The sequence below is a fragment of the Streptomyces sp. NPDC093568 genome (assembly GCF_044764945.1).
Taxonomy (GTDB): Bacteria; Actinomycetota; Actinomycetes; order Streptomycetales; family Streptomycetaceae; genus Streptomyces.
Genome location: NZ_JBIWJD010000009.1, coordinates 384,451 through 406,790 on the forward strand (window position 1 = coordinate 384,451; position 22,340 = coordinate 406,790).

Here is a 22,340-nt window from a genome sequence, read left to right on the forward strand (position 1 = left end):
GGCATCGTCCACAGTTTCGTCACGGCCAACATAGGCGACCGGCGGGTTGCCTGTCCGCATCCCGCGCGACCGAAATTTCGCAGTTGGCGGTCAGGATTTGGTGACCGTCGCCTTGTTGATCACGACCGTCGCGTTGGGCGCCCCGTCGCCCTGGCCGGTGCTCTCGCCGGCGCCGGCAATCTTCTTGAGTACCTTCATGCCGGATTCGGAAACGGTACCGAACGGTGTGTAGCTGGGCGGAAGCTGACTGTCCTGGTACACCAGGAAGAACTGGCTGCCGCCGGAGTGCTTCTGCCCGGTGTTCGCCATCGCCACGGTGCCGGCCGGGTAGATGTTGTCCTTGAGGCTTTTGTCCTTCAGGTTCTCGTCCGGAATCGTGTACCCGGGACCGCCCGTGCCGGTGCCCGTCGGGTCGCCGCACTGGAGCACGTAGATGCCGTTGGTGGTGAGCCGGTGGCACTTGGAGTGGTCGAAGTAGCCCTTGCCGGCGAGGAACTCGAAGGAGTTCACCGTGTGCGGCGCGGCCGAGGCCTTCAGGTCGATGTCTATGTCACCGCACGTCGTCGCGAGCTTCATCGAGTACTTCGCCGACTTGTCGACGGTCAGCTCCGGCTCCTTCTTCCAGGTCGCCGTCTTGACCTTGCCCGCGGCGGGCTTCTCGCACGGGTCCGGGGCCTTGCTGGGGGTCGCGCTCGGCGTGACCTCCGCGCCCGCGTTCTCCTTGCTGTCGTCGCCCTTGAGTACCCCGGTCGTGTACAGCGCGAGGCTGCCGATGACGACGACGCCGAGCACCGACGCGATCACCGAGTTGCGCATGCGCGCCTTGCGCCGGGCGGACGTGCGCCGCTGCTGCTGCCGCAAGAACTTCTCCCGGGCGAGCTGACGCCGCCGCTGTTCCTGGCTGACCACCGGGTTCTCTCCTCATGCGTCGTATGTGGCGACCGGTACGCGTGTGTTCAGTGCGTCGACCGTTTGTGTGTGCCCCGTACCGTATATGGGTTCGCTGAGGAATCGGCAGCGCCGGTAGGCTCTGACGGCAGGCGGAGTCCGCCGCAAACCACTCGTGTCGACACAAACGAAGGACGATCGTGCTCATTGCCGGGTTCCCCGCCGGGGCCTGGGGGACGAACTGTTATCTCGTCGCCCCCGCCGCCGGTGAGGAGTGCGTGATCATCGACCCGGGCCACGAGGCGGCCCCAGGAGTCGAGGAAGCACTGAAGAAGCATCGGCTCAAGCCCGTCGCCGTCGTCCTCACCCACGGCCACCTCGACCATGTGGCCTCGGTCGTTCCGGTGTGCGGCGCGCACGACGTACCGGCCTGGATCCACCCCGAGGACCGGTACATGATGAGCGACCCCGAGAAGGCGCTCGGCCGCTCCATCGGCATGCAGCTGATGGGCGAGCTGACCATCGGGGAGCCGGACGACGTCAAGGAGCTGACCGACGGCGCGAAGCTGGAGCTGGCCGGTCTGGAGCTGACCGTCGCGCACGCGCCGGGCCATACCAAGGGGTCGGTGACCTTCGGCCTGCCCGAGGCGGCGGACATCCCGCCGGTCTTCTTCTCGGGCGACCTGCTGTTCGCCGGCTCCATCGGACGCACCGACCTGCCCGGCGGCGACATGGCCGAGATGCTCGACTCGCTGGCCCGTGTGTGCCTGCCGCTCGACGACTCGACCGTGGTGCTGTCCGGCCACGGCCCCCAGACGACCATCGGCCAGGAGCGCGCCACCAACCCCTATCTGCGGCAGGTGGCGGCCGGCCTGGGAGCCCAGGAGGCTCCCCGACGAGGAATGTGACGAGACCTTTCCGTGAGCACCTTCAAGGCCCCCAAGGGCACGTACGACCTGATCCCGCCGGAGAGCGCCAAGTACCTGGCCGTCCGTGAGGCGATCGCGGCGCCCCTGCGCAACTCCGGCTACGGCTACATCGAGACGCCCGGCTTCGAGAGCGTCGAGCTGTTCGCGCGCGGTGTCGGTGAGTCCACCGACATCGTGACCAAGGAGATGTACGCCTTCGAGACCAAGGGCGGCGACAAGCTGGCGCTGCGCCCCGAGGGCACCGCCTCGGTCCTGCGCGCGGCGCTGGAGGCCAACCTGCACAAGGCAGGCAACCTTCCGGTCAAACTCTGGTACTCCGGCTCGTACTACCGCTACGAGCGCCCCCAGAAGGGCCGTTACAGGCACTTCTCGCAGGTCGGCGCCGAGGCCATCGGAGCCGAGGACCCCGCGCTGGACGCCGAGTTGATCATCCTGGCCGACCAGGCGTACCGCTCGCTCGGCCTCAGCCAGTTCCGGATCCTGCTGAACAGCCTGGGCGACAAGGAGTGCCGCCCGGTCTACCGGGCCGCGCTCCAGGACTTCCTGCGCGGCCTCGACCTGGACGAGGACACCCGGCGCCGCATCGACATCAACCCGCTGCGCGTCCTCGACGACAAGCGCGAGTCGGTCCAGCAGCAGCTGACCGGCGCCCCGCTCCTGCGCGACTACCTCTGCGACGCCTGCAAGGCGTACCACGAGGAGGTCCGCGAGCTGATCACGGCCGCCGGTGTCTCCTACGAGGACGACCCGAAGCTGGTGCGCGGCCTGGACTACTACACGCGTACGACCTTCGAGTTCGTCCACGACGGTCTGGGCTCCCAGTCCGCGGTGGGCGGCGGCGGCCGCTACGACGGGCTGTCCGAGATGATCGGCGGCCCCGCGCTGCCGTCCGTCGGCTGGGCCCTCGGCGTCGACCGCACGGTCCTCGCGCTGGAGGCGGAGGGCGTGGAGCTCGAACTCCCGTCGGCCACCAGCGTGTTCGCGGTGCCGCTCGGCGAGGAGGCCCGCCGCGTGCTGTTCGCCAAGGTCACCGAGCTGCGCAAGGTCGGCATCGCGGCGGACTTCTCCTACGGCTCCAAGGGCCTCAAGGGCGCCATGAAGAACGCCAACCGCAGCGGCGCCCGCTACACGATCGTCGCCGGCGAACGCGACCTCGCCGAGGGCGTCGTCCAGCTCAAGGACATGGAGTCCGGCGAGCAGTCGGCGATCGGCGTCAACGAGATCGTGGCGGAACTGGAAGCCCGATTGGGCTGATTTCCGAAGCGTGAATGTGCGGGGCGGGGACTGGCCGGTCCCCGCCCTGCGCGCTTTTCCTTATGTCCCGCGAACGGCGTGCACGCGTGCGTGTACGGCACAATGTGGCCTGTCCGGAGAAACTCCAAGTCTCAAGTGACGGAATCGGCGTGATGAGCAAGACGACAGTCAAAGACGTCTCCACCGAGCCCGAGTCGGAGCCTGCTCAGGCGGCGCCCCGGTCCGTGGGCGGCAGCCGTGCGTTCGCCCTGATGCTGGTGATCACCGGCGCGGCGGGACTGCTTGCCGCGTGGGTCATCACGATCGACAAGTTCAAGCTGCTCGAGGCCAAGGTCGAGGGCAAGACCTTCACCCCCGGGTGCAGCCTGAACCCCGTCGTCTCCTGCGGCAGCGTCATGGAGAGCAAGCAGGCCGCCGCGTTCGGATTCCCCAACCCGATGCTCGGCCTCGTCGCCTACGGCATCGTCATCTGCGTCGGCATGAGCCTGCTCGGTCGCGCCCGCTTCCCGCGCTGGTACTGGCTCACCTTCAACGCCGGCACCCTCTTCGGCGTGGTCTTCTGCGCCTGGCTGATGTACCAGTCGCTGTACCACATCAACGCGCTGTGCCTGTGGTGCTCGCTGGCCTGGGTCGCGACGATCGTCATGTTCTGGTACGTGACGTCGTTCAACATCCGCAATGGCTTCCTGCCCGCGCCGAACTGGCTCAAGGGCTTCTTCGGCGAGTTCACCTGGGTCATGCCCGTGCTGCACATCGGGATCATCGGCATGCTGATCCTGACCCGCTGGTGGGACTTCTGGACCAGCTGAGCCGGGCCCACCGGGCCCCGGCCGGATTGTCAGTGCGGTGATTTAGGGTTTTGAGCGTGGAGCCCGACCTGTTCACCGCCGCAGCAGAAGAACGCCAGGAGAAGGACCCAGCCGGAAGTCCCCTGGCGGTGCGCATGCGCCCGCGTACCCTCGACGAGGTCGTGGGCCAGCAGCACCTGCTCAAGCCCGGCTCACCCCTGCGCCGGCTGGTCGGCGAGGGCGCCAAGGGCCCCGCCGGCCCGTCGTCGGTGATCCTCTGGGGCCCGCCCGGCACCGGCAAGACCACCCTGGCCTACGTCGTCTCCAAGGCCACCAACAAGCGCTTCGTCGAGCTCTCCGCGATCACCGCGGGCGTCAAGGAAGTCCGCGCGGTGATCGAGGGCGCCCGCCGCGCCACCGGTGGCTACGGCAAGGAGACCGTCCTCTTCCTCGACGAGATCCACCGCTTCAGCAAGGCCCAGCAGGACTCCCTCCTCCCGGCCGTCGAGAACCGCTGGGTGACCCTGATCGCGGCGACCACCGAGAACCCGTACTTCTCGATCATCTCCCCGCTGCTGTCCCGCTCCCTCCTGCTCACCCTCGAACCCCTCACCGACGACGACGTCAGAGGCCTGCTCAAGCGCGCGCTGAGCGACGAGCGCGGCCTGAAGGACGCCGTCGGCCTCCCCGAGGACACCGAGGCGCACCTGCTGCGGATCGCCGGCGGCGACGCCCGCCGCGCCCTGACGGCCCTGGAGGCCGCCGCGGGCGCCGCCCTGGACCAGGGCGAGAGCGAGATCAGCCTCCAGACCCTGGAGCAGACCGTCGACCGGGCGGCGGTGAAGTACGACCGCGACGGCGACCAGCACTACGACGTGGCCAGTGCCCTGATCAAGTCGATCCGCGGCTCCGACGTCGACGCCGCCCTGCACTACCTGGCCCGGATGATCGAGGCCGGCGAGGACCCCCGCTTCATCGCCCGCCGCCTGATGATCTCCGCCAGCGAGGACATCGGCCTCGCCGACCCGAACGCCCTGCCGATCGCGGTCGCCGCCGCCCAGGCCGTCGCCATGATCGGCTTCCCGGAGGCCGCCCTCACACTCAGCCACGCCACCATCGCGCTCGCCCTCGCCCCCAAGTCCAACTCCGCGACGACCGCGATCGGCGCCGCCCTGGACGACGTACGCAAGGGCCTGGCCGGACCCGTTCCCCCGCACCTGCGCGACGGGCACTACAAGGGCGCCGCCAAGCTCGGGCACGCCCAGGGGTACGTCTACCCGCACGACCTGGCCGAGGGGATCGCCGAGCAGCAGTACGCCCCGGACGCCATCAAGGACCGCGAGTACTACGAACCCACCCGGCACGGCGCCGAGGCCCGGTTCGCGGACGCGGTGGAGTGGACCCGCAAGCACCTCGGTCGTCGGCGATCCTGAGCACCCTGTAGAATTCTTCGAAGTGCCGAGTCCCGCGCAGTCAGAGCGGGACAGCCGGCCGGAACCCCCAGTGGGTTCCAGGAGCGTCGCGCACCGTTCGAATGGTGTCGCGGGCAGCCCACCACCATCCGTCGCAGGACGGGACCGGTCGGTGGGCCACTCGCGTGCTGCACGTATGTGCCCAGACCAGGGAGCGGCTGCCCGGAAGGCCCCGTGCGGGTCCGAAGGGTTTCCCCGGCTGCGGATGCGACCTCCCTCAACCCTGACGAGCCGAACACCGAGAAATGAGAGATTGTGGCGAACCAGTCCCGCCCCAAGGTCAAGAAGTCGCGTGCCCTCGGCATCGCGCTGACCCCGAAGGCCGTCAAGTACTTCGAGGCCCGTCCCTACCCGCCGGGTGAGCACGGCCGTGGCCGCAAGCAGAACTCGGACTACAAGGTCCGTCTGCTGGAGAAGCAGCGTCTGCGTGCGCAGTACGACGTGTCCGAGCGCCAGCTCGTCCGCGCCTACGAGCGTGCCTCCAAGGTTCAGGGCAAGACCGGTGAGGCCCTGATCATCGAGCTCGAGCGTCGTCTCGACGCCCTGGTCCTGCGTTCGGGCATCGCCCGCACCATCTACCAGGCCCGTCAGATGGTCGTGCACGGCCACATCGAGGTCAACGGCGGCAAGGTCGACAAGCCGTCGTTCCGCGTCCGTCCCGACGACGTCGTGATGGTCCGCGAGCGCAGCCGCGAGAAGACCCTCTTCTCCATCGCCCGCGAGGGCGGCTTCGCCCCCGAGGGTGAGACCCCGCGCTACCTCCAGGTGAACCTCAAGGCCCTGGCGTTCCGCCTGGACCGTGAGCCGAACCGCAAGGAGATCCCGGTGATCTGCGACGAGCAGCTCGTCGTCGAGTACTACGCCCGTTGATCCTTCAGCGGTCGTAGGACTTCTGCGCCTCAGCCCGTCGTCTCCCCGCCCTTCCGGGTGGGGGAGGCGGCGGGCTTTCGCATGGCCGCCTCGGCGTGCCGCACCGGCCCGCGCGGCGCCGGAGGAGCGGCCGACGGCTCCAGCGCCCGCCGTACCGCCGCCTCCCGGCCGAGCGCCGCGCCCTGGCGTACGCACGCCTCGTACCGCTCGTCGCCGAGCAGCTCCCGGGCCGCCGTCTCGCACAGCTGGTGCGGTGCGTTGAAGCTGGCCGAGCCGAACAGCGGCAGCCCCACCGACGGCCACATCCCGGCCGCCGCGCCCTGCAGCACCGCGGCCTCCGCGGCATCGCCCTCCGCCCCGGTGACCAGGGCCAGCAGCTCCACGGCCAGCACCGAGCCGAGCAGGTCGTGGAAGGAGTGGGCGCTGTCGAGGCAGTTCACGAGCAGCCCGCGGGCGCCGGGCAGGTCGCCGTCGGCCCAGGCGGCGTACGCCAGGACGTACAGCGCATAGGAGCGCGCCCAGCGCTCGCCGTGGTCCTCGCACACCTGGCGCACGTCCTCGCACAACCGCACGGCGTCCGGCAGATCGCCCTGGAAGGCCCGTGTCATCGCCAGCTCGACCTGGCCCATCAGCACATTGCTGTTGAGCTCGCCGATCTCCTCGTAGCGGGCGAGCGCCGAGCGCAGCAGCGCCTCCGCGCGCTCCATGTCGTCCGAGATCAGGGCCAGACAGCCGGTGCGGTGCTCGGCGTACGCCACCGCCGAGGGGTCGGCGGCACGCTCCGCCGCCTCCCGGCACTCCAGCAGCATCCCCAGCGCGGGCACCGCGTCCCCTTGCAGGATCGCCACATAGCCCAGCACCCACAGCGCCTTCAGCCGCGACCGCTCATGCCCCGAGTCCAGCGCCAGGGCCTGCTCCAGCCAGCGCCGGCCCTCCGAGAGCCGGCCGCAGCCGACCCAGTGGAACCACAGGGCGCCCGCGAGGTACTGCCCCAGATGCGCCTCGTCCGGTTCGCCCAGGCAGTACTCCAGGGCGTCGCGCAGATTCGGCAGCTCCGCCTCGACGCGGGCGGCCACCTCGTGCTGCCGCGGCGAGAACCACTCCAGCTCGCACCAGGTCGTCAGGCCCAGGTACCAGTCGCGGTGCCGGCGCCGCAGCCGGGCCGCGTCCCCGGTCGCCGCCAGCCAGTCGGCGCCGTAGGCCCGGATCGTGTCCAGCATCCGGTAGCGCACACCGACCGGGGTCTCCTCGCGCGCGACGACGGACTGATCGAGCAGCTCGGAGAGCACGTCGAGGACGTCGTCGGCGTGCAGGCCCAGGCCGCCGCACACGTACTCGGCCGCCTCCAGGTCGAACCGGCCGGCGAACACCGACAGCCGCGCCCACAGCAACCGCTCCTCGGGAGTGCACAGTTCATGGCTCCAGCCGACGGCCGTACGCAGCGCCCGATGGCGGGGCAGGGCGTCCGGCCCGCCGCCGGTCAGCAGCCGGAACCGGTCGTCGAGCCGCTCCAGCAACTGCCCCGGCCCCAGTGTCCGCAGCCGCCCCGCGGCCAGTTCGATCGCGAGCGGGATCCCGTCCAGGCGCCGGCACAGCTCCCGTATGTCCGGGTCGTCGGGCACGGCCACCCCGCGCTGCGCCGCCCGCTCGACGAACAGCTCCACCGCGTCGTCCTCGCCCAGCGGCTCCAGCGGGAACAGCCGCTCGCCCGCCACGCCCAGCGGGCGGCGCCCCACGGCGAGCACGCTCAGGCCCGGGAGCCGGCGCAGCAGATCCGTCGCCAGCGCCGCGCACGCGTCCACCAGGTGTTCGAAACCGTCCAGGATCAGCAGGAGTTCACGCCCGGCCAGATGCTCCAGCAGCGTCTCGTGGGGCAACCGGGTGGTGTGGTCCGTCAGCCCCAGCGCCTCCACGATCGCGTAGTCGACGAACTCCGGGTCGCGGACCGGAGCCAGCTCCACATGCCACACGCCGTCGGGCGGCGCGTACTCCGCGGCCGTGCGTGCCGCCAGCCGTGACTTGCCGACGCCGCCGGCACCGGTGACCGTCACGAGCCGCGCGCCGCCGAGCGCCGCGGCCAGCTCGGCGAGTTCCGCCGAGCGGCCCACGAACGTGCTGAGTTCCAGGGGCAGATCACCGGGGTGGGGGGAGTGGGGGCGCCGTTGATCCCGCATGGGATACGGAGCGTACTGAACCGTAATCACTCCGTACAATCGCTTCCGGTGACCCGGGCCGCGCACGGGCGTTAATGCGGTGCGGAGCGGCGTCCCCGGCGCGATAGGCTCGGTGCACGACTTTTTCGATGCAGACCGATGCAGAGGCACGTTTCAGGGAGCGGGTGCACACAGTGTCCGGAGGAGAGGTTGCCGGGATCCTGGTGGCCGTCTTCTGGGCGATTCTGGTCTCCTTCCTCGCCGTCGCGCTGGCGAGGCTGGCCCAGACGCTCAGGGCGACCACCAAGCTCGTCGCGGATGTGACCGACCAGGCCGTCCCGCTCCTGGCAGAGGCCTCCACGGCGGTGCGCTCCGCGCAGACCCAGATCGACCGGGTCGACGCGATCGCCTCCGACGTCCAGGAGGTCACGTCGAACGCCTCCGCCCTGTCGACCACCGTCGCCTCCACCTTCGGCGGCCCCCTGGTCAAGGTCGCGGCCTTCGGCTACGGCGTGCGCCGGGCCCTCGGCGGCCGCAAGCAGGAGGACGTGCCCGCGAAGTCGCCCCGGCGTAACGTGATCGTGGGCCGGACGGTCCCCGCCGCACGCCGCAAGCGGAAGTAAGGACTGAGACCGAGCGATGTTCCGCCGTACGTTCTGGTTCAGCACGGGTGTCGCCGCCGGTGTCTGGGCCACCACCAAGGTCAACCGCAAGCTCAAGCAGCTGACGCCGGAGAGCCTCGCCGCCACCGCGGCGAACAAGGCCCTGGAGACCGGCCAGCGCCTGAAGGACCGCGCGGTGGGATTCGCGCTCGACGTCCGCGACAACATGGCCCAGCGGGAGGCCGAGCTGGAGGACGCGCTCGGGATCCAGGACAACCCCGAACTCCCCGCGCCCCGGCGGTACACCGCCATCGAGAACAACCGCAGCAACCCGAAGTACGTCGACAACCAGACGTACTCGTACAACCGGAATGAGGACCACTGATGGAGTCGGCCGAGATTCGCCGCCGCTGGCTGAGCTTCTTCGAGGAGCGCGGGCACACCGTCGTCCCTTCGGCGTCGCTCATCGCGGACGACCCGACTCTGCTCCTCGTCCCCGCCGGCATGGTGCCCTTCAAGCCCTACTTCCTGGGTGAGGTCAAGCCGCCGTTCGCCCGCGCCACCAGCGTGCAGAAGTGCGTGCGCACGCCGGACATCGAAGAGGTCGGCAAGACCACCCGGCACGGCACGTTCTTCCAGATGTGCGGCAACTTCTCCTTCGGCGACTACTTCAAGGAAGGCGCCATCAAGTACGCCTGGGAGCTGCTCACCAGCCCCCAGGACAAGGGTGGTTACGGCCTGGAGCCGGAGAAGCTCTGGATCACCGTCTACAAGGACGACGACGAGGCCGAGCGCATCTGGCACGAGGTCGTCGGTGTGCCGAAGGAGCGCATCCAGCGCCTCGGCATGAAGGACAACTACTGGTCCATGGGCGTCCCCGGCCCCTGTGGCCCCTGTTCCGAGATCAACTACGACCGCGGCCCCGAGTTCGGCGTCGAGGGCGGCCCCGCCGTCAACGACGAGCGGTACGTGGAGATCTGGAACCTCGTCTTCATGCAGTACGAGCGCGGCGAGGGCATCGGCAAGGACAACTTCGAGATCCTCGGCGAGCTCCCCAGCAAGAACATCGACACGGGCCTCGGCCTGGAGCGACTCGCCATGATTCTGCAGGGCGTGCAGAACATGTACGAGATCGACACCTCGATGGCCGTCATCAAGAAGGCCACCGAGCTGACGGGCGTCCACTACGGCGCCGCCCACAACTCCGACGTCTCCCTGCGCGTCGTCACGGACCACATGCGCACGTCCGTGATGCTCATCGGCGACGGCGTCACCCCCGGCAACGAGGGCCGCGGCTACGTCCTGCGCCGCATCATGCGCCGGGCCATCCGCAACATGCGCCTGCTCGGCGCCACCGGTCCGGTCGTCAAGGACCTCATCGACGTCGTCATCGGCATGATGGGCCAGCAGTACCCCGAGCTCATCACCGACCGCGAGCGCATCGAGAAGGTCGCCCTCGCCGAGGAGAACGCCTTCCTCAAGACGCTGAAGGCCGGCACCAACATCCTCGACACGGCCGTCTCCGACACCAAGGCCGCGGGCTCCACCGTGCTGGCCGGCGACAAGGCCTTCCTGCTCCACGACACCTGGGGCTTCCCGATCGACCTCACCCTGGAGATGGCCGCCGAGCAGGGCCTGTCCGTGGACGAGGACGGCTTCCGGCGCCTGATGAAGGAGCAGCGGGAGCGCGCCAAGGCCGACGCCCAGGCCAAGAAGACCGGACATGCCGGCGCCGGCGCCTACCGGGAGATCGCCGACAAGGTCGGCGAGACCGACTTCATCGGCTACAGCGACACCGAGGGCGAGTCCACGATCGTCGGCATCCTCGTCGACGGCGCCTCCTCCCCGGCCGCCACCGAGGGCGACGAGGTCGAGATCGTCCTCGACCGCACCCCGTTCTACGCCGAGGGCGGCGGCCAGATCGGCGACACCGGCCGCATCAAGGTCGACACCGGTGCCGTGATCGAGATCCGCGACTGCCAGAAGCCGGTGCCGGGCGTCTACGTCCACAAGGGCGTCGTCCAGGTCGGCGAGGTCACCGTCGGCGCCAAGGCCCACGCCTCCATCGACTCGCGTCGTCGTACGGCCATCGCCCGCGCCCACTCGGCCACCCACCTCACCCACCAGGCCCTGCGCGACGCCCTCGGCCCGACGGCCGCCCAGGCCGGATCCGAGAACCAGCCCGGCCGTTTCCGCTTCGACTTCGGTTCGCCGTCCGCCGTCCCGACGGCCGTGATGACCGACGTCGAGCAGAAGATCAACGAGGTACTGGCCCGCGACCTCGACGTCCGTGCCGACATCATGGGCATCGACGAGGCCAAGAAGCAGGGCGCCATCGCCGAGTTCGGCGAGAAGTACGGCGAGCGGGTGCGTGTCGTCACCATCGGCGACTTCTCCAAGGAGCTGTGCGGCGGCACGCACGTGCACAACACCGCCCAGCTCGGCCTGGTCAAGCTGCTCGGTGAGTCGTCGATCGGCTCGGGTGTGCGCCGTATCGAGGCCCTCGTCGGTGTGGACGCCTACAACTTCCTCGCCCGTGAGCACACGGTCGTCGCCCAGCTCCAGGAGCTGATCAAGGGCCGTCCGGAGGAGCTCCCGGAGAAGGTCTCCGCCATGCTCGGCAAGCTGAAGGACGCCGAGAAGGAGATCGAGAAGTTCCGCGCCGAGAAGGTGCTCCAGGCCGCCGCCGGTCTCGCCGAGTCCGCCAAGGACGTGCGCGGCATCGCCGTCGTCACCGGTCAGGTCCCGGACGGCACCACGCCGGACGACCTGCGCAAGCTGGTCCTCGACGTGCGCGGCCGTATCCAGGGCGGACGGGCCGTCGTGGTCGCCCTGTTCACGGTCAACAACGGCAAGCCGCTGACGGTCATCGCCACCAACGACGCCGCCCGTGACCGCGGCCTCAAGGCCGGTGACCTGGTCCGCACCGCCGCCAAGACCCTCGGCGGCGGCGGTGGCGGCAAGCCGGACGTCGCCCAGGGCGGCGGCCAGAACCCGGCCGCCGTCGGCGAGGCCGTCGACGCCGTCGAGCGGCTCGTGGCGGAAACGGCCAAGTGAGCGAAGACACACACGCAGGTGGCGACGGCCGGGGCATGCGCCGCGGCCGCCGCCTCGCGATCGACGTCGGCGACGCCCGTATCGGCGTCGCCTCGTGCGACCCCGACGGGATCCTCGCCACCCCGGTGGAGACGGTCCCCGGCCGGGACATCCCCGCAGCTCACCGTCGTCTCGGACAGCTCGTCGAGGAGTACGAGCCCATCGAGGTCGTGGTCGGCCTGCCCCGCTCCCTCAAGGGCGGCGAAGGCCCGGCCGCGGTCAAGGTCAGGGGCTTCGCCCAGGAACTGGCGCGCATGATCGCGCCCGTACCGGTCAGGCTCGTCGACGAGCGGATGACGACCGTGACGGCCAGTCAGGGACTGCGCGCCTCGGGCGTGAAGTCGAAGAAGGGCCGGTCGGTCATCGATCAGGCAGCCGCTGTGATCATCTTGCAGCAGGCACTCGAATCCGAACGGGTGTCAGGTAAAGCTCCCGGCGAGAGCGTCGAAGTGGTTATCTGATCGCGATACGGTAACGTTCCGCGCGATGTGCCGGTGTTCGAACAGCTGGCGCACAAAGAGAGGCGGGACGGGAGCCGGATCTTCAGCAGCCGCGTGACCGCCGCCTCGCGGCTCTAGGGGATCGATGACTGAGTATGGCCGGGGCCAAGGCTCCGAACCGTGGCATCCGGAGGACCCGTTGTACGGGGACGGCGGATGGGAAGGGCAGCAGGCCCACACGGGCCAGCAGGCTGCCTACGGCGGCCAGCAGCAGCACTATCCGCAGCAGCCGCAGCAGCCCCAGCAATACGGCGACTGGGGTCACGGCCAGCAGGACGCGTACGGTCAGGCGCAGCAGTATCCCCAGCAGGGCCAGCAGTACCCCCAGCAGGGCCAGCAGTACCCCCAGCAGGGACAGGAGCATCCCCAGCAGGGCCAGCAGTACCCGCAGCACTACGACCAGCAGCACTACGCGGGCAGCCACGGGCAGCAGCCGTACGACAACAACGGCTGGGCCACCGGCAGTCACCAGCACGCCCAGTACCCCGACCCGGGCGACCCCTACGGCCAGCGGGCCGCGGCGTACGGCGGTGAGCAGGCCGACTACTACGGCACCCCCGACGCGTACCCGCCGCCGGAGCCGCCGAGGCGGCGGCAGGCCGAGCCGGAGCCGCCCGAGACCGACTGGGACCCCGGCCCTGACCAGGGCGAACACGCCTTCTTCGCCGGGGGCGGCGACGATGACGACGTCGACGACGACTCGGGAGACGGGCGCGGACGCGGCGGGCGGGGCCGGGGCGGGAAACCCAAGAAGCGGCGCAGCGGGCTCGCCTGTCTGGTGGTCGTGGTCATCTTCGGCGGAGGCGTCGCCGGCGTCGGATACTTCGGGTACCAGTTTTACCAGGATCGTTTCGGCGCGGCCCCCGACTACGCCGGGGAAGGCACGAGCGAGACCGTCACCGTCGAGATCCCGAAGGGCGCGCTCGGCAACGAGATCGGCCAGGCGCTCAAGCAAGCCGGCGTCGTCAAGAGCGTCGACGCCTTCGTCGCCGCCCAGTCGCAGAACCCCGACGGGAAGTCGATCCAGGCCGGCGCCTACCTCCTGCACAAGCGGATGTCCGCCGAGAGCGCCGTCGCGATGATGCTCGACCCGAAGAGCCAGAACAACGTGCTGGTCCGGCCGGGCGAGCGGAACATCGCCGTCTACAAGGCGATCGACGAACAGCTCGAATTGTCGTCCGGCACCACCGAAAAGCTCGCCGAGCAGAAATACAAGAGCCTCGGACTGCCGAGCTGGGCCAACGACAACAGCGAGATCAAGGACCCCCTGGAGGGATTCCTCTACCCCGGCACCTATCCCGCCGCCAAGGGCATGAAGCCCGAGGCGGTCCTCAAGGCGATGGTCACCCAGGCCGCCGCCAAGTACGACGCGCTCGACCTGGAGGCCAAGGCCAAGGCGCTCAAGCTGGACAGTCCGCTGCAGGTCATCACGGTCGCCAGCCTCGTCCAGGCCGAGGGCAAGACCAACGACGACTACCGCAAGATGGCGGAAGTGGTCTACAACCGCCTCGACCGCGCGAACCCCGAGACCTACGGTCTGCTGCAGTTCGACTCGACCTTCAATTACCTGAAGGGCGAGAGCAACATCAATATCAGCGAATCCGAGATCAACAGCAACAAGGACCCGTACAACACGTACACGCAGAAGGGTCTGCCGCCCGGACCGATCGGCAACCCGGGTGAAGGCGCGCTCAAGGGGACGCTGAATCCGACCGATCAAGGCTGGTACTACTTTGTCGCGGTCGACGGCGTGAGCAAGACCGAATTCGCCAAGACGCACGCGGATTTCCAGAAGCTCAAGGACAAGTTCAATGAGAGCTCGGGCAGCTGACGCCCGCCGGGCCGCCGTTCTCGGCAAGCCCATCGCCCACTCCCTCTCGCCGGTGCTGCACCGGGCGGCCTACGAGGAGCTGGGTCTCACCGGCTGGTCGTACGACCGGTTCGAGATCGACGAGGCCGGTCTGCCCGGGTTCTTCGCGGGCCTCGGGCCGGAGTGGGCGGGGTTGTCGTTGACCATGCCGCTCAAGCGCGCGGTCATCCCGCTGCTGGACGAGACCAGCGAGACCGCGGCCTCCGTCGACGCCGTCAACACGGTCGTGTGCACCGAGGACGGCCGTCGCGTCGGCGACAACACCGACATCCCCGGGATGGTCGCCGCGCTGCGCGAACACGGCATCGAGCAGGTCGACTCGGCCGCGATCCTCGGCGCCGGCGCCACCGCGTCCTCCGCGCTGGCCGCGCTCGCCCGGGTCTGCACCGGCGAGGTCGTGGCCTACGTCCGCAGCGAGGCACGCGCCGCCGAGATGCGGCATTGGGGCGAGCGGCTCGACGTCGAGGTCCGTACGGCCGACTGGGCGGACGCGGAACGGGCCCTGCACGCGCCGCTGGTGATCGCGACCACCCCGGCCGGTACGACCGACGTGCTCGCCTCCGCCGTACCGGAGCGCCCCGCGACCTTGTTCGACGTGCTGTACGACCCGTGGCCCACCGCCCTCGCCGCGCGCTGGTCCATGTTCGGCGGAGCCGTCGTCAGCGGGCTCGACCTGCTCGTTCATCAGGCGGTGCTGCAGGTGGAGCAGATGACCGGCCGGGCTCCCGCGCCGCTGGAGGCCATGCGAAAAGCGGGAGAGCGGGCCCTCGCGAACCGCTAGGATCCGCTGGGTTCCGCAGGGGGCGGACAGGATCGAGGGGGAGTACTAGCAGTGTCCACTGGTGTGCCGCTGGCGTCCGGCAAGAGCGAGATATTCGAGGCGGTCCTGCAGTTCATGCCGGACTGGGTGCAGATCCCGGTGCTCGTGCTGATCGTGCTGCTCGTCGTCGGGTCGTGGATCTACAAGCTGAAGCGCAAGATCGACCGACGGCGTGAGCTGCGGCGCTGGCAGGCCATCCACGCGGCGGAGCAGCAGGGGCAGGGGAGCGGCGCCGACCACCTCGGCCCGTACGCCCCGCAGCGGCAGGCGCAGCAGCCGAGCGGCGCCGACTTCCTCGGCGCCTACGCGCCGCAGCAGCCGCAGGCCGCACAGCCCGGCGGGCAGGGCAGCGGCGCCGACTACCTGGGCGCGTACGCGCCGCAGCAGCCGCAGGGCAACAGCCCCGCGTGATCCGCGCTCACGTCAGGCGCCGTCAGCCTCGCGTCCGTCTGGTGGACCGGCGGCCGGGGCCGGGCGCCGGACGTGGGAGGATCGAAGGTGGCGGGCCGGGGCCGCGCACCTGGTCGCGCCGTCGACGTACGCGAGGACGCGCGTACGCAGGGCAGTACCAGGGCGCGAGCACTGAGGAGCACCGTTGAGCAGGTTGCGCTGGCTGACCGCGGGGGAGTCCCACGGTCCCGCACTCGTGGCGACGCTGGAGGGTCTTCCCGCCGGCGTGCCGATCACCACGGAGATGGTGGCGGACCACCTGGCCCGGCGCCGGCTCGGTTATGGACGCGGTGCGCGCATGAAGTTCGAGCGCGACGAGGTCACCTTCATCGGCGGCGTCCGGCACGGCCTCACCCTCGGCTCCCCGGTGGCGATCATGGTGGGCAACACCGAGTGGCCCAAGTGGGAGCAGGTCATGGCGGCCGACCCCATCGACCCGGAGATCCTCGCCGGCCTCGCCCGCAACGCTCCGCTGACCCGCCCGCGCCCCGGCCACGCCGACCTCGCGGGCATGCAGAAGTACGGCTTCGACGAGGCCCGGCCGATCCTGGAGCGCGCCTCGGCCCGTGAGACCGCCGCCCGGGTGGCGCTGGGCGCGGTGGCCCGGTCGTACCTGAAGGAGACCGCCGGCATCGAGATCGTCAGCCACGTCGTCGAGCTGTGCTCCGTGAAGGCCCCGCAGGGTGTGTACCCGACGCCGGCCGACGTCGAGAAGCTGGACGCCGACCCGCTGCGCTGCCTCGACGCGGACGCCTCGAAGGCGATGGTCGCGGAGGTCGACCAGGCCCACAAGGACGGCGACACCCTCGGCGGTGTGGTCGAGGTGCTCGCCTACGGCGTCCCCGTGGGCCTCGGCTCGCACGTGCACTGGGACCGCAAGCTGGACGCCCGCCTCGCCGGTGCCCTCATGGGCATCCAGGCGATCAAGGGCGTCGAACTCGGCGACGGCTTCGAGCTGGCCCGGGTGCCGGGTTCCAAGGCGCACGACGAGATCGTGAACACGCCGGAGGGCATCCGGCGCGTGTCCGGCCGCGCCGGTGGCACCGAGGGCGGCCTCAGCACCGGTGAGCTGCTGCGGGTGCGCGCCGCGATGAAGCCGATCGCGACCGTGCCCCGGGCCCTGCAGACGGTCGACGTCACGACCGGCGAGGCCACGCAGGCCCACCACCAGCGCTCCGACGTCTCCGCGGTCCCGGCCGCCGGCATCGTCGCCGAGGCCATGGTGGCGCTCGTCCTCGCGGACGCGGTCGCGGAGAAGTTCGGCGGCGACTCGGTGCCCGAAACCCGCCGCAACGTCCGGTCGTACCTCGACAACCTCGCGATCCGATGAGCGCGGCGCCTGTGGTGGTGCTGGTCGGGCCGATGGGCGTGGGCAAGTCCACGGTCGGGCAGCAGCTCGCCGAGCGCCTCGGCGTCGGCTACCGGGACACCGACGACGACATCGTGTCCGAGCAGGGCCGGACCATCGCCGAGATCTTCGTCGACGAGGGCGAGCCGGCGTTCCGGGCGATCGAGAAGCTGGCCGTGCGCCGCGCGCTCGCCGAGCACGACGGTGTCCTCGCGCTGGGCGGCGGCTCGATCCTGGACGAGGACACGCGGGCGCTGCTGGACGGGCAGCGGGTCGTGTACCTGTCCATGGACGTCGAGGAGGCGGTCAAGCGCACCGGCCTGAACGCCGCCCGCCCGCTGCTCGCGGTCAACCCGCGCAAGCAGTGGCGGGAGCTGATGGAGGCCCGACGTCATCTGTACGAGGGGGTGGCCACGGCCGTCGTGGCCACCGATGGCCGTACGCCCGAAGAGGTGACTCAAGCCGCCCTGGACGCACTGGAGTTGAAGGACGCATGACTGAGGCAGTGACGCGGATCCAGGTCGGCGGTACCGCGGGCAGCGAGCCGTACGAGGTCCTGGTGGGCCGTCAGCTCCTGGGTGAGCTGGGCGGGTTGATCGGTCCCAAGGCCAAGCGGGTCGCCGTGATCCACCCCGAGGCGCTGGCCGAGACCGGCGAGGCGCTGCGGGCCGATCTGGCCGAGCAGGGCTTCGAGACGGTCGCCATCCAGGTGCCGAACGCCGAGGAGGCCAAGACCGCCGAGGTGGCGGCCTACTGCTGGAAGGCGCTGGGGCAGTCCGGCTTCACCCGCTCCGACGTGATCGTCGGTGTCGGCGGTGGCGCGACCACCGACCTGGCCGGGTTCGTGGCCGCGACCTGGCTGCGCGGGGTGCGTTGGATCGCGGTCCCGACCACCGTGCTGGCCATGGTCGACGCGGCCGTCGGCGGCAAGACGGGCATCAACACCGCCGAGGGCAAGAACCTCGTGGGCGCCTTCCACCCGCCGGCCGGCGTGCTGTGCGACCTGGCCGCCCTGGGCTCGCTGCCGGTGAACGACTACGTCTCCGGTCTCGCGGAGATCATCAAGGCCGGTTTCATCGCCGACCCGGTGATCCTGGAGCTGATCGAGGCCGACCCGCAGGCCGCGCGTACGCCCGAGGGCCCGCACACCGCCGAGCTGATCGAGCGCTCGATCCGGGTCAAGGCCGAGGTCGTCTCCTCGGACCTGAAGGAGTCGGGGCTGCGCGAGATCCTCAACTACGGCCACACGCTGGGCCACGCGATCGAGAAGAACGAGCGCTACAAGTGGCGGCACGGCGCCGCGGTGGCCGTAGGCATGCACTTCGCCGCCGAACTCGGCCGTCTCGCCGGGCGGTTGGACGACGCGACGGCGGACCGGCACCGCACGATCCTGGAGTCGGTGGGCCTGCCGCTGCACTACCGCTACGACCAGTGGCCCAAGCTGCTGCAGACGATGAAGGTCGACAAGAAGTCCCGCGGTGACCTGCTGCGCTTCATCGTCCTGGACGGCCTGGCCAAGCCCACCGTCCTGGAGGGCCCCGACCCGGCCGTGCTCCTCGCCGCGTACGGCGAAGTCGGCCAGTAAGTCCGTCCAACCGCCCTTCCGCCCGATTCGCATGTGGTGACGGGCACTTCGGACCGCCACCGGCCGTTCACCAAACGACGGCCGGGGGCGGTACCGTTCGGTAGGGAGCGGGGCCGGAGCCCCGCTGCCAGCGCCAATGGCCATGGACGACGAGACGGAGTGGCACCGGATGCAGCACGCAGTGGGTTCTCCGCTGCCGCCGCCCCACCAGTCGGGGCACGGTTGGTCGCCGGCCGGACAGCCCCCGGGTGCGCACCACCCCGGGCACCAGGGACCCGCCCCGCATCAGGGCTCCGCCCCGGTGCCTCCGCCGCCTCCGGCACCGGGCTTCACCGCTCCTCCCGGACCGGCCCCGCATGTGCCGCAGCCCGCTCCGGTCGCCCCGGTTCCCGACACGACCGGCCATGTGCAGCTGCCGCCCGGCGGCCCGGTCGGCATACCGAGCGCCCCGCCCGCCACGGCGGCACCCGACCCGGCGACCACGACCATCGCGGTGCTACTCATCGGACCGGCCGGGGCCGGCAAGACGAGCGTCGCCAAGTACTGGGCCGACCACCGCCGGGTCCCCACGGCCCACATCAGCCTCGACGACGTCCGCGAATGGGTCCGTTCCGGCTTCGCCGACCCCCAGTCCGGGTGGAACGACAACTCCGAGGCCCAGTACCGCCTCGCCCGCCGCACCTGCGGCTTCGCCGCGCGGAACTTCCTGGCCAACGGCATCTCCTGCATCCTCGACGACGCCGTCTTCCCCGACCGCCCGGTGGTCGGCCTCGGCGGCTGGAAGCGCCACGTCGGCCCAGGCCTGCTGCCGGTGGTCCTGCTCCCTGGCCTGGAGATCGTCCTGGAGCGCAACGCCGAGCGCTCGGGCAACCGCCGCCTCACCGACGAGGAGGTGGCCCGCATCCACGGCCGGATGGCGGGCTGGTACGGCTCTGGCCTGCCGATCATCGACAACTCCCAGCTCGACGTCCCGCAGACGGCCCGGGTCCTGGACGACGTACTGGCACGATCGATCGCAAGCCCCCCGCAGTGGTAGCCGACGGGACCGCACCCACCGACGGGACCGCACCCACCGACGCGACCGCGTCCACCGACGGGACCGCATCCACCGACGCGACCGCGTCCACCGACGGGACCGCACCCACCTAAGGGGCGCGGGGAACTGCGCGAGCAACCCCACCGGCCCGGCCAGCGCGCGCACAACCTCAGCAACCACCCCAGTCCCGGATCGACCTCCACCCCAACCGGAATATTCCGGCCACCGCCCACTCAGACGCCCTCAACCGGCGCCAAACCGGCGGAGCTCCTACGCTCGTGTCATGTCAGAGGTGTACGCCGCCCGGCGAACCCGGGTACGGGAGCGCTGCCAAGCCGGCGGCAGCGCCACCGCGCTGATCTCCCGCCCCGCCAACGTCCGCTACCTCGCGGGCACGGCCCCCCAGGGCGCCGTCCTGCTGCTCGGCAAGACCGAGGACCTGCTGGTGTGCGCGGGCCCGCCCGAGAACCGGCCGGCCGAGGGACGCCTCGACGAGGCGCTGCGTCTGCAGACACTGCCCGGCAACGGCGGCGACCCGGCTGTCGCCGCGGCCGACCTCGCCTCCGCGCAGGGCGCCGACGTGCTCGCCGTGGAGGAACATCACCTGACCGTGGCCCGCCACAGAGCCATCCGCTCCGTCGTGCCCCGGCTGCGCCTCACCGACCTCGGCGGCGCGGTCGAGCAGCTCCGGGTCGTCAAGGACGAGGAGGAGATCTCCTGCCTGCGCATCGGCGCCGAGATCGCCGACCAGGCCCTCGGCGAGCTGCTCGAGTCCATCCTCGTCGGCCGCACCGAGCGGCATCTCGCCCTGGAACTCGAACGACGGCTCGTCGACCACGGCGCCGACGGCCCCGCCTTCCCGACGGCCGTCGCCACCGGCCCGAACTCCGGCCGACGCGCTCACAGGCCCACCGACCGCCGGGTCGAGGAGGGCGATTTCCTCTCCGTCTGCCTCGGGGCCACGTACCGCGGCTACCGCTGCGAGATCGGCCGTACCTTCGTGATCGGTACGTCGCCCGCCGACTGGCAGATCGAGCTGTACGACCTGGTCTTCGCAGCCCAGCGCGCCGGACGCGAGAGCCTGGCGCCCGGTGCCGCCTACCGGGACGTGGACCGTGCCGCACGCCAGGTGCTGGACTCCGCGGGGTACGCGGAGGGGCTTTCGCCGCTGACGGGGCATGGTGTAGGACTCGAAATCGACGAGGACCCGCAGTTGGCCCCCGCGGCCATGGGTAAACTGGACGCTTGCGTGCCGGTCACCGTCGAACCGGGGGTCCACCTCCCGGGCCGGGGCGGCGTCCGGATCGATGACACGCTCGTCGTCCGCCCCGAGGCGGACGGCGGACCCGAGCTACTCACCATCACGACCAAGGAGCTGCTCGCCCTTTAGAACAGGAGCGTGCGCCGGGGTCGTCCACGTCAGTCCAGGAGATTCCGCAACCGTGGCTTCCACGAACGACCTCAAGAACGGCATGGTGCTCAAGCTCGAAGGCGGCCAGCTGTGGTCCGTCGTCGAGTTCCAGCACGTCAAGCCCGGCAAGGGCCCGGCCTTCGTGCGCACCAAGCTCAAGAACGTGCTCTCCGGGAAGGTCGTAGACAAGACCTTCAACGCCGGCGTGAAGGTCGAGACGGCCACCGTCGACAAGCGCGACATGCAGTTCTCCTACATGGACGGCGAGTACTTCGTCTTCATGGACATGGAGACCTACGACCAGCTGATGGTCGACCGCAAGGCCGTCGGCGACGCCGCGAACTTCCTGATCGAGGGCTTCATGGCCACCGTCGCCCAGCACGAGGGCGAGGTGCTCTTCGTCGAGCTGCCGGCCGCCGTCGAGCTGGTCATCCAGGAGACCGAGCCGGGTGTCCAGGGCGACCGCTCCACCGGTGGCACCAAGCCCGCCACCCTGGAGACCGGCCACCAGATCCAGGTCCCGCTCTTCATCACCACCGGTGAGAAGATCAAGGTCGACACCCGCACGAGCGACTACCTCGGCCGGGTGAACAGCTAAATTGGCTGCCCGCAACACGGCCCGCAAGCGCGCCTTCCAGATCCTCTTCGAGGGTGACCAGCGCGGAGCCGACGTCCTGACGGTCCTCGCGGACTGGATCCGGCTCTCCCGGGACGACACCCGGCAGCCGCCGGTGAGCGAGTACACGATGCAGCTCGTCGAGGGCTACGCGCAGCACGCGAAGCGCATCGACGAGCTGATCGCGCAGTACTCCGTCGGCTGGACGCTCGACCGGATGCCGGTCGTGGACCGCAACATCCTGCGGCTCGGCGCGTACGAGCTGATCTGGGTCGACGAGACCCCGGACGCCGTCGTGCTGGACGAGATGGTGCAGGTGGCGAAGGAGTTCTCCACGGACGAGTCGCCCGCGTTCGTCAACGGGCTGCTCGGCCGGCTCAAGGACCTGAAGCCCTCGCTGCGCCGCGAGGAAGCGTAAGGCCCCTGTTCGAAGCCGAAGACGCCGGAGGGCCCGCAGCAACCGCTGCGGGCCCTCCGGCGTCTTCCTGTACCTCCGGGGTCTCCCGAGGCGGCAGAACGGCGCCGGGGGGGGGGGGGGCCCCGGGGGCCCCCCCCCCCCCCGGGGGGGGGGGGGGCCGCCGCAGGGGCGCGCCGCGCACGTCGGCGGGGGGGAGCCCCCCCCCCGCCGGCGCGGCCCCCCCCCCCCCCCAGC

Annotated in this window: 21 protein-coding genes; 19 read left to right on the forward strand and 2 right to left on the reverse strand. The window is 70.5% G+C overall.

Annotated elements, in window-relative coordinates:
• Positions 1 to 90: 90 nt before the first annotated feature.
• Positions 91 to 909, reverse strand: a complete 819-nt coding sequence (locus ACIRD7_RS33095) for a peptidylprolyl isomerase (RefSeq protein ID WP_403459349.1) — start codon at positions 907 to 909, stop codon at positions 91 to 93.
• A 179-nt stretch (positions 910 to 1,088) separates the two neighbouring features.
• Between ACIRD7_RS33095 and ACIRD7_RS33100 the strand changes: the two genes are divergently transcribed.
• The 5 genes from ACIRD7_RS33100 (at position 1,089) to rpsD (ending at position 6,201) form a co-directional block, all read left to right on the forward strand.
• Positions 1,089 to 1,796: an MBL fold metallo-hydrolase gene (locus ACIRD7_RS33100; RefSeq protein WP_126390146.1), complete on the forward strand. Its 708-nt coding sequence runs from the start codon at positions 1,089 to 1,091 to the stop codon at positions 1,794 to 1,796.
• Between the two features lie 12 nt (positions 1,797 to 1,808).
• Positions 1,809 to 3,071 (forward strand): histidine--tRNA ligase, encoded by a 1,263-nt coding sequence (gene hisS, locus ACIRD7_RS33105; RefSeq protein ID WP_403459350.1) that lies wholly within the window; start codon positions 1,809 to 1,811, stop codon positions 3,069 to 3,071.
• A 152-nt stretch (positions 3,072 to 3,223) separates the two neighbouring features.
• Positions 3,224 to 3,880 carry a vitamin K epoxide reductase family protein gene (locus ACIRD7_RS33110; protein WP_403459351.1) on the forward strand — a complete coding sequence of 219 codons (657 nt, stop codon included), beginning with the start codon at positions 3,224 to 3,226 and terminating at the stop codon, positions 3,878 to 3,880.
• Positions 3,881 to 3,936: 56 nt separating this feature from the next.
• Positions 3,937 to 5,292, forward strand: a complete 1,356-nt coding sequence (locus ACIRD7_RS33115) for a replication-associated recombination protein A (RefSeq protein WP_403459353.1) — start codon at positions 3,937 to 3,939, stop codon at positions 5,290 to 5,292.
• 294 nt (positions 5,293 to 5,586) lie between these two features.
• A complete protein-coding gene (gene rpsD / locus ACIRD7_RS33120; RefSeq protein WP_030053239.1) occupies positions 5,587 to 6,201 on the forward strand; it encodes a 30S ribosomal protein S4 in 615 nt (204 codons plus the stop codon).
• 29 nt (positions 6,202 to 6,230) lie between these two features.
• On the opposite strand, the gene ACIRD7_RS33125 is transcribed toward rpsD, so the two are convergent.
• Entirely contained in the window at positions 6,231 to 8,375 is a 2,145-nt protein-coding gene (locus tag ACIRD7_RS33125; protein WP_403459354.1) for an ATP-binding protein, read from the reverse strand.
• Positions 8,376 to 8,539: 164 nt separating this feature from the next.
• Between ACIRD7_RS33125 and ACIRD7_RS33130 the strand changes: the two genes are divergently transcribed.
• From ACIRD7_RS33130 to nusB, 14 genes are all read left to right on the forward strand, one after another.
• The gene (locus ACIRD7_RS33130) at positions 8,540 to 8,977 is read left to right on the forward strand and encodes a DUF948 domain-containing protein (RefSeq protein ID WP_272118256.1); all 438 of its coding nucleotides are present in this window, start codon (positions 8,540 to 8,542) and stop codon (positions 8,975 to 8,977) included.
• A 16-nt stretch (positions 8,978 to 8,993) separates the two neighbouring features.
• Entirely contained in the window at positions 8,994 to 9,341 is a 348-nt protein-coding gene (locus ACIRD7_RS33135; protein ID WP_030952626.1) for a hypothetical protein, read from the forward strand.
• Positions 9,341 to 12,013: an alanine--tRNA ligase gene (alaS, locus tag ACIRD7_RS33140; protein WP_403459355.1), complete on the forward strand. Its 2,673-nt coding sequence runs from the start codon at positions 9,341 to 9,343 to the stop codon at positions 12,011 to 12,013. The genes ACIRD7_RS33135 and alaS overlap by 1 nt, the downstream gene beginning before the upstream one ends.
• Before the next feature lie 35 nt (positions 12,014 to 12,048).
• A complete protein-coding gene (gene ruvX, locus ACIRD7_RS33145; protein ID WP_384775075.1) occupies positions 12,049 to 12,513 on the forward strand; it encodes a Holliday junction resolvase RuvX in 465 nt (154 codons plus the stop codon).
• Positions 12,514 to 12,637: 124 nt separating this feature from the next.
• Positions 12,638 to 14,383 (forward strand): endolytic transglycosylase MltG, encoded by a 1,746-nt coding sequence (gene mltG / locus ACIRD7_RS33150; RefSeq protein ID WP_403459356.1) that lies wholly within the window; start codon positions 12,638 to 12,640, stop codon positions 14,381 to 14,383.
• Entirely contained in the window at positions 14,364 to 15,203 is an 840-nt protein-coding gene (locus tag ACIRD7_RS33155) for a shikimate dehydrogenase (protein ID WP_403459357.1), read from the forward strand. Before mltG ends, ACIRD7_RS33155 begins: the two co-directional genes overlap by 20 nt.
• Before the next feature lie 51 nt (positions 15,204 to 15,254).
• A complete protein-coding gene (locus tag ACIRD7_RS33160) occupies positions 15,255 to 15,653 on the forward strand; it encodes a hypothetical protein (RefSeq protein WP_403459359.1) in 399 nt (132 codons plus the stop codon).
• Positions 15,654 to 15,837: 184 nt separating this feature from the next.
• Positions 15,838 to 17,022: a chorismate synthase gene (gene aroC / locus ACIRD7_RS33165; RefSeq protein ID WP_403459360.1), complete on the forward strand. Its 1,185-nt coding sequence runs from the start codon at positions 15,838 to 15,840 to the stop codon at positions 17,020 to 17,022.
• Positions 17,019 to 17,537 (forward strand): shikimate kinase, encoded by a 519-nt coding sequence (locus tag ACIRD7_RS33170; RefSeq protein ID WP_403459361.1) that lies wholly within the window; start codon positions 17,019 to 17,021, stop codon positions 17,535 to 17,537. The genes aroC and ACIRD7_RS33170 overlap by 4 nt, the downstream gene beginning before the upstream one ends.
• Positions 17,534 to 18,625, forward strand: a complete 1,092-nt coding sequence (aroB, locus tag ACIRD7_RS33175) for a 3-dehydroquinate synthase (protein WP_403459362.1) — start codon at positions 17,534 to 17,536, stop codon at positions 18,623 to 18,625. The genes ACIRD7_RS33170 and aroB overlap by 4 nt, the downstream gene beginning before the upstream one ends.
• A gap of 169 nt (positions 18,626 to 18,794) precedes the next feature.
• Complete coding sequence (locus ACIRD7_RS33180; protein ID WP_403459364.1) at positions 18,795 to 19,661, forward strand: Pro-rich N-terminal domain-containing protein; 867 nt, start codon at positions 18,795 to 18,797, stop codon at positions 19,659 to 19,661.
• Positions 19,662 to 19,944: 283 nt separating this feature from the next.
• Positions 19,945 to 21,051 (forward strand): aminopeptidase P family protein, encoded by a 1,107-nt coding sequence (locus ACIRD7_RS33185; RefSeq protein WP_403459366.1) that lies wholly within the window; start codon positions 19,945 to 19,947, stop codon positions 21,049 to 21,051.
• Positions 21,052 to 21,103: 52 nt separating this feature from the next.
• Positions 21,104 to 21,670, forward strand: a complete 567-nt coding sequence (gene efp / locus ACIRD7_RS33190) for an elongation factor P (protein WP_380863213.1) — start codon at positions 21,104 to 21,106, stop codon at positions 21,668 to 21,670.
• 1 nt (position 21,671) lies between these two features.
• Positions 21,672 to 22,106, forward strand: a complete 435-nt coding sequence (gene nusB / locus ACIRD7_RS33195; protein ID WP_403459368.1) for a transcription antitermination factor NusB — start codon at positions 21,672 to 21,674, stop codon at positions 22,104 to 22,106.
• The last annotated feature ends 234 nt before the right edge of the window (positions 22,107 to 22,340 follow it).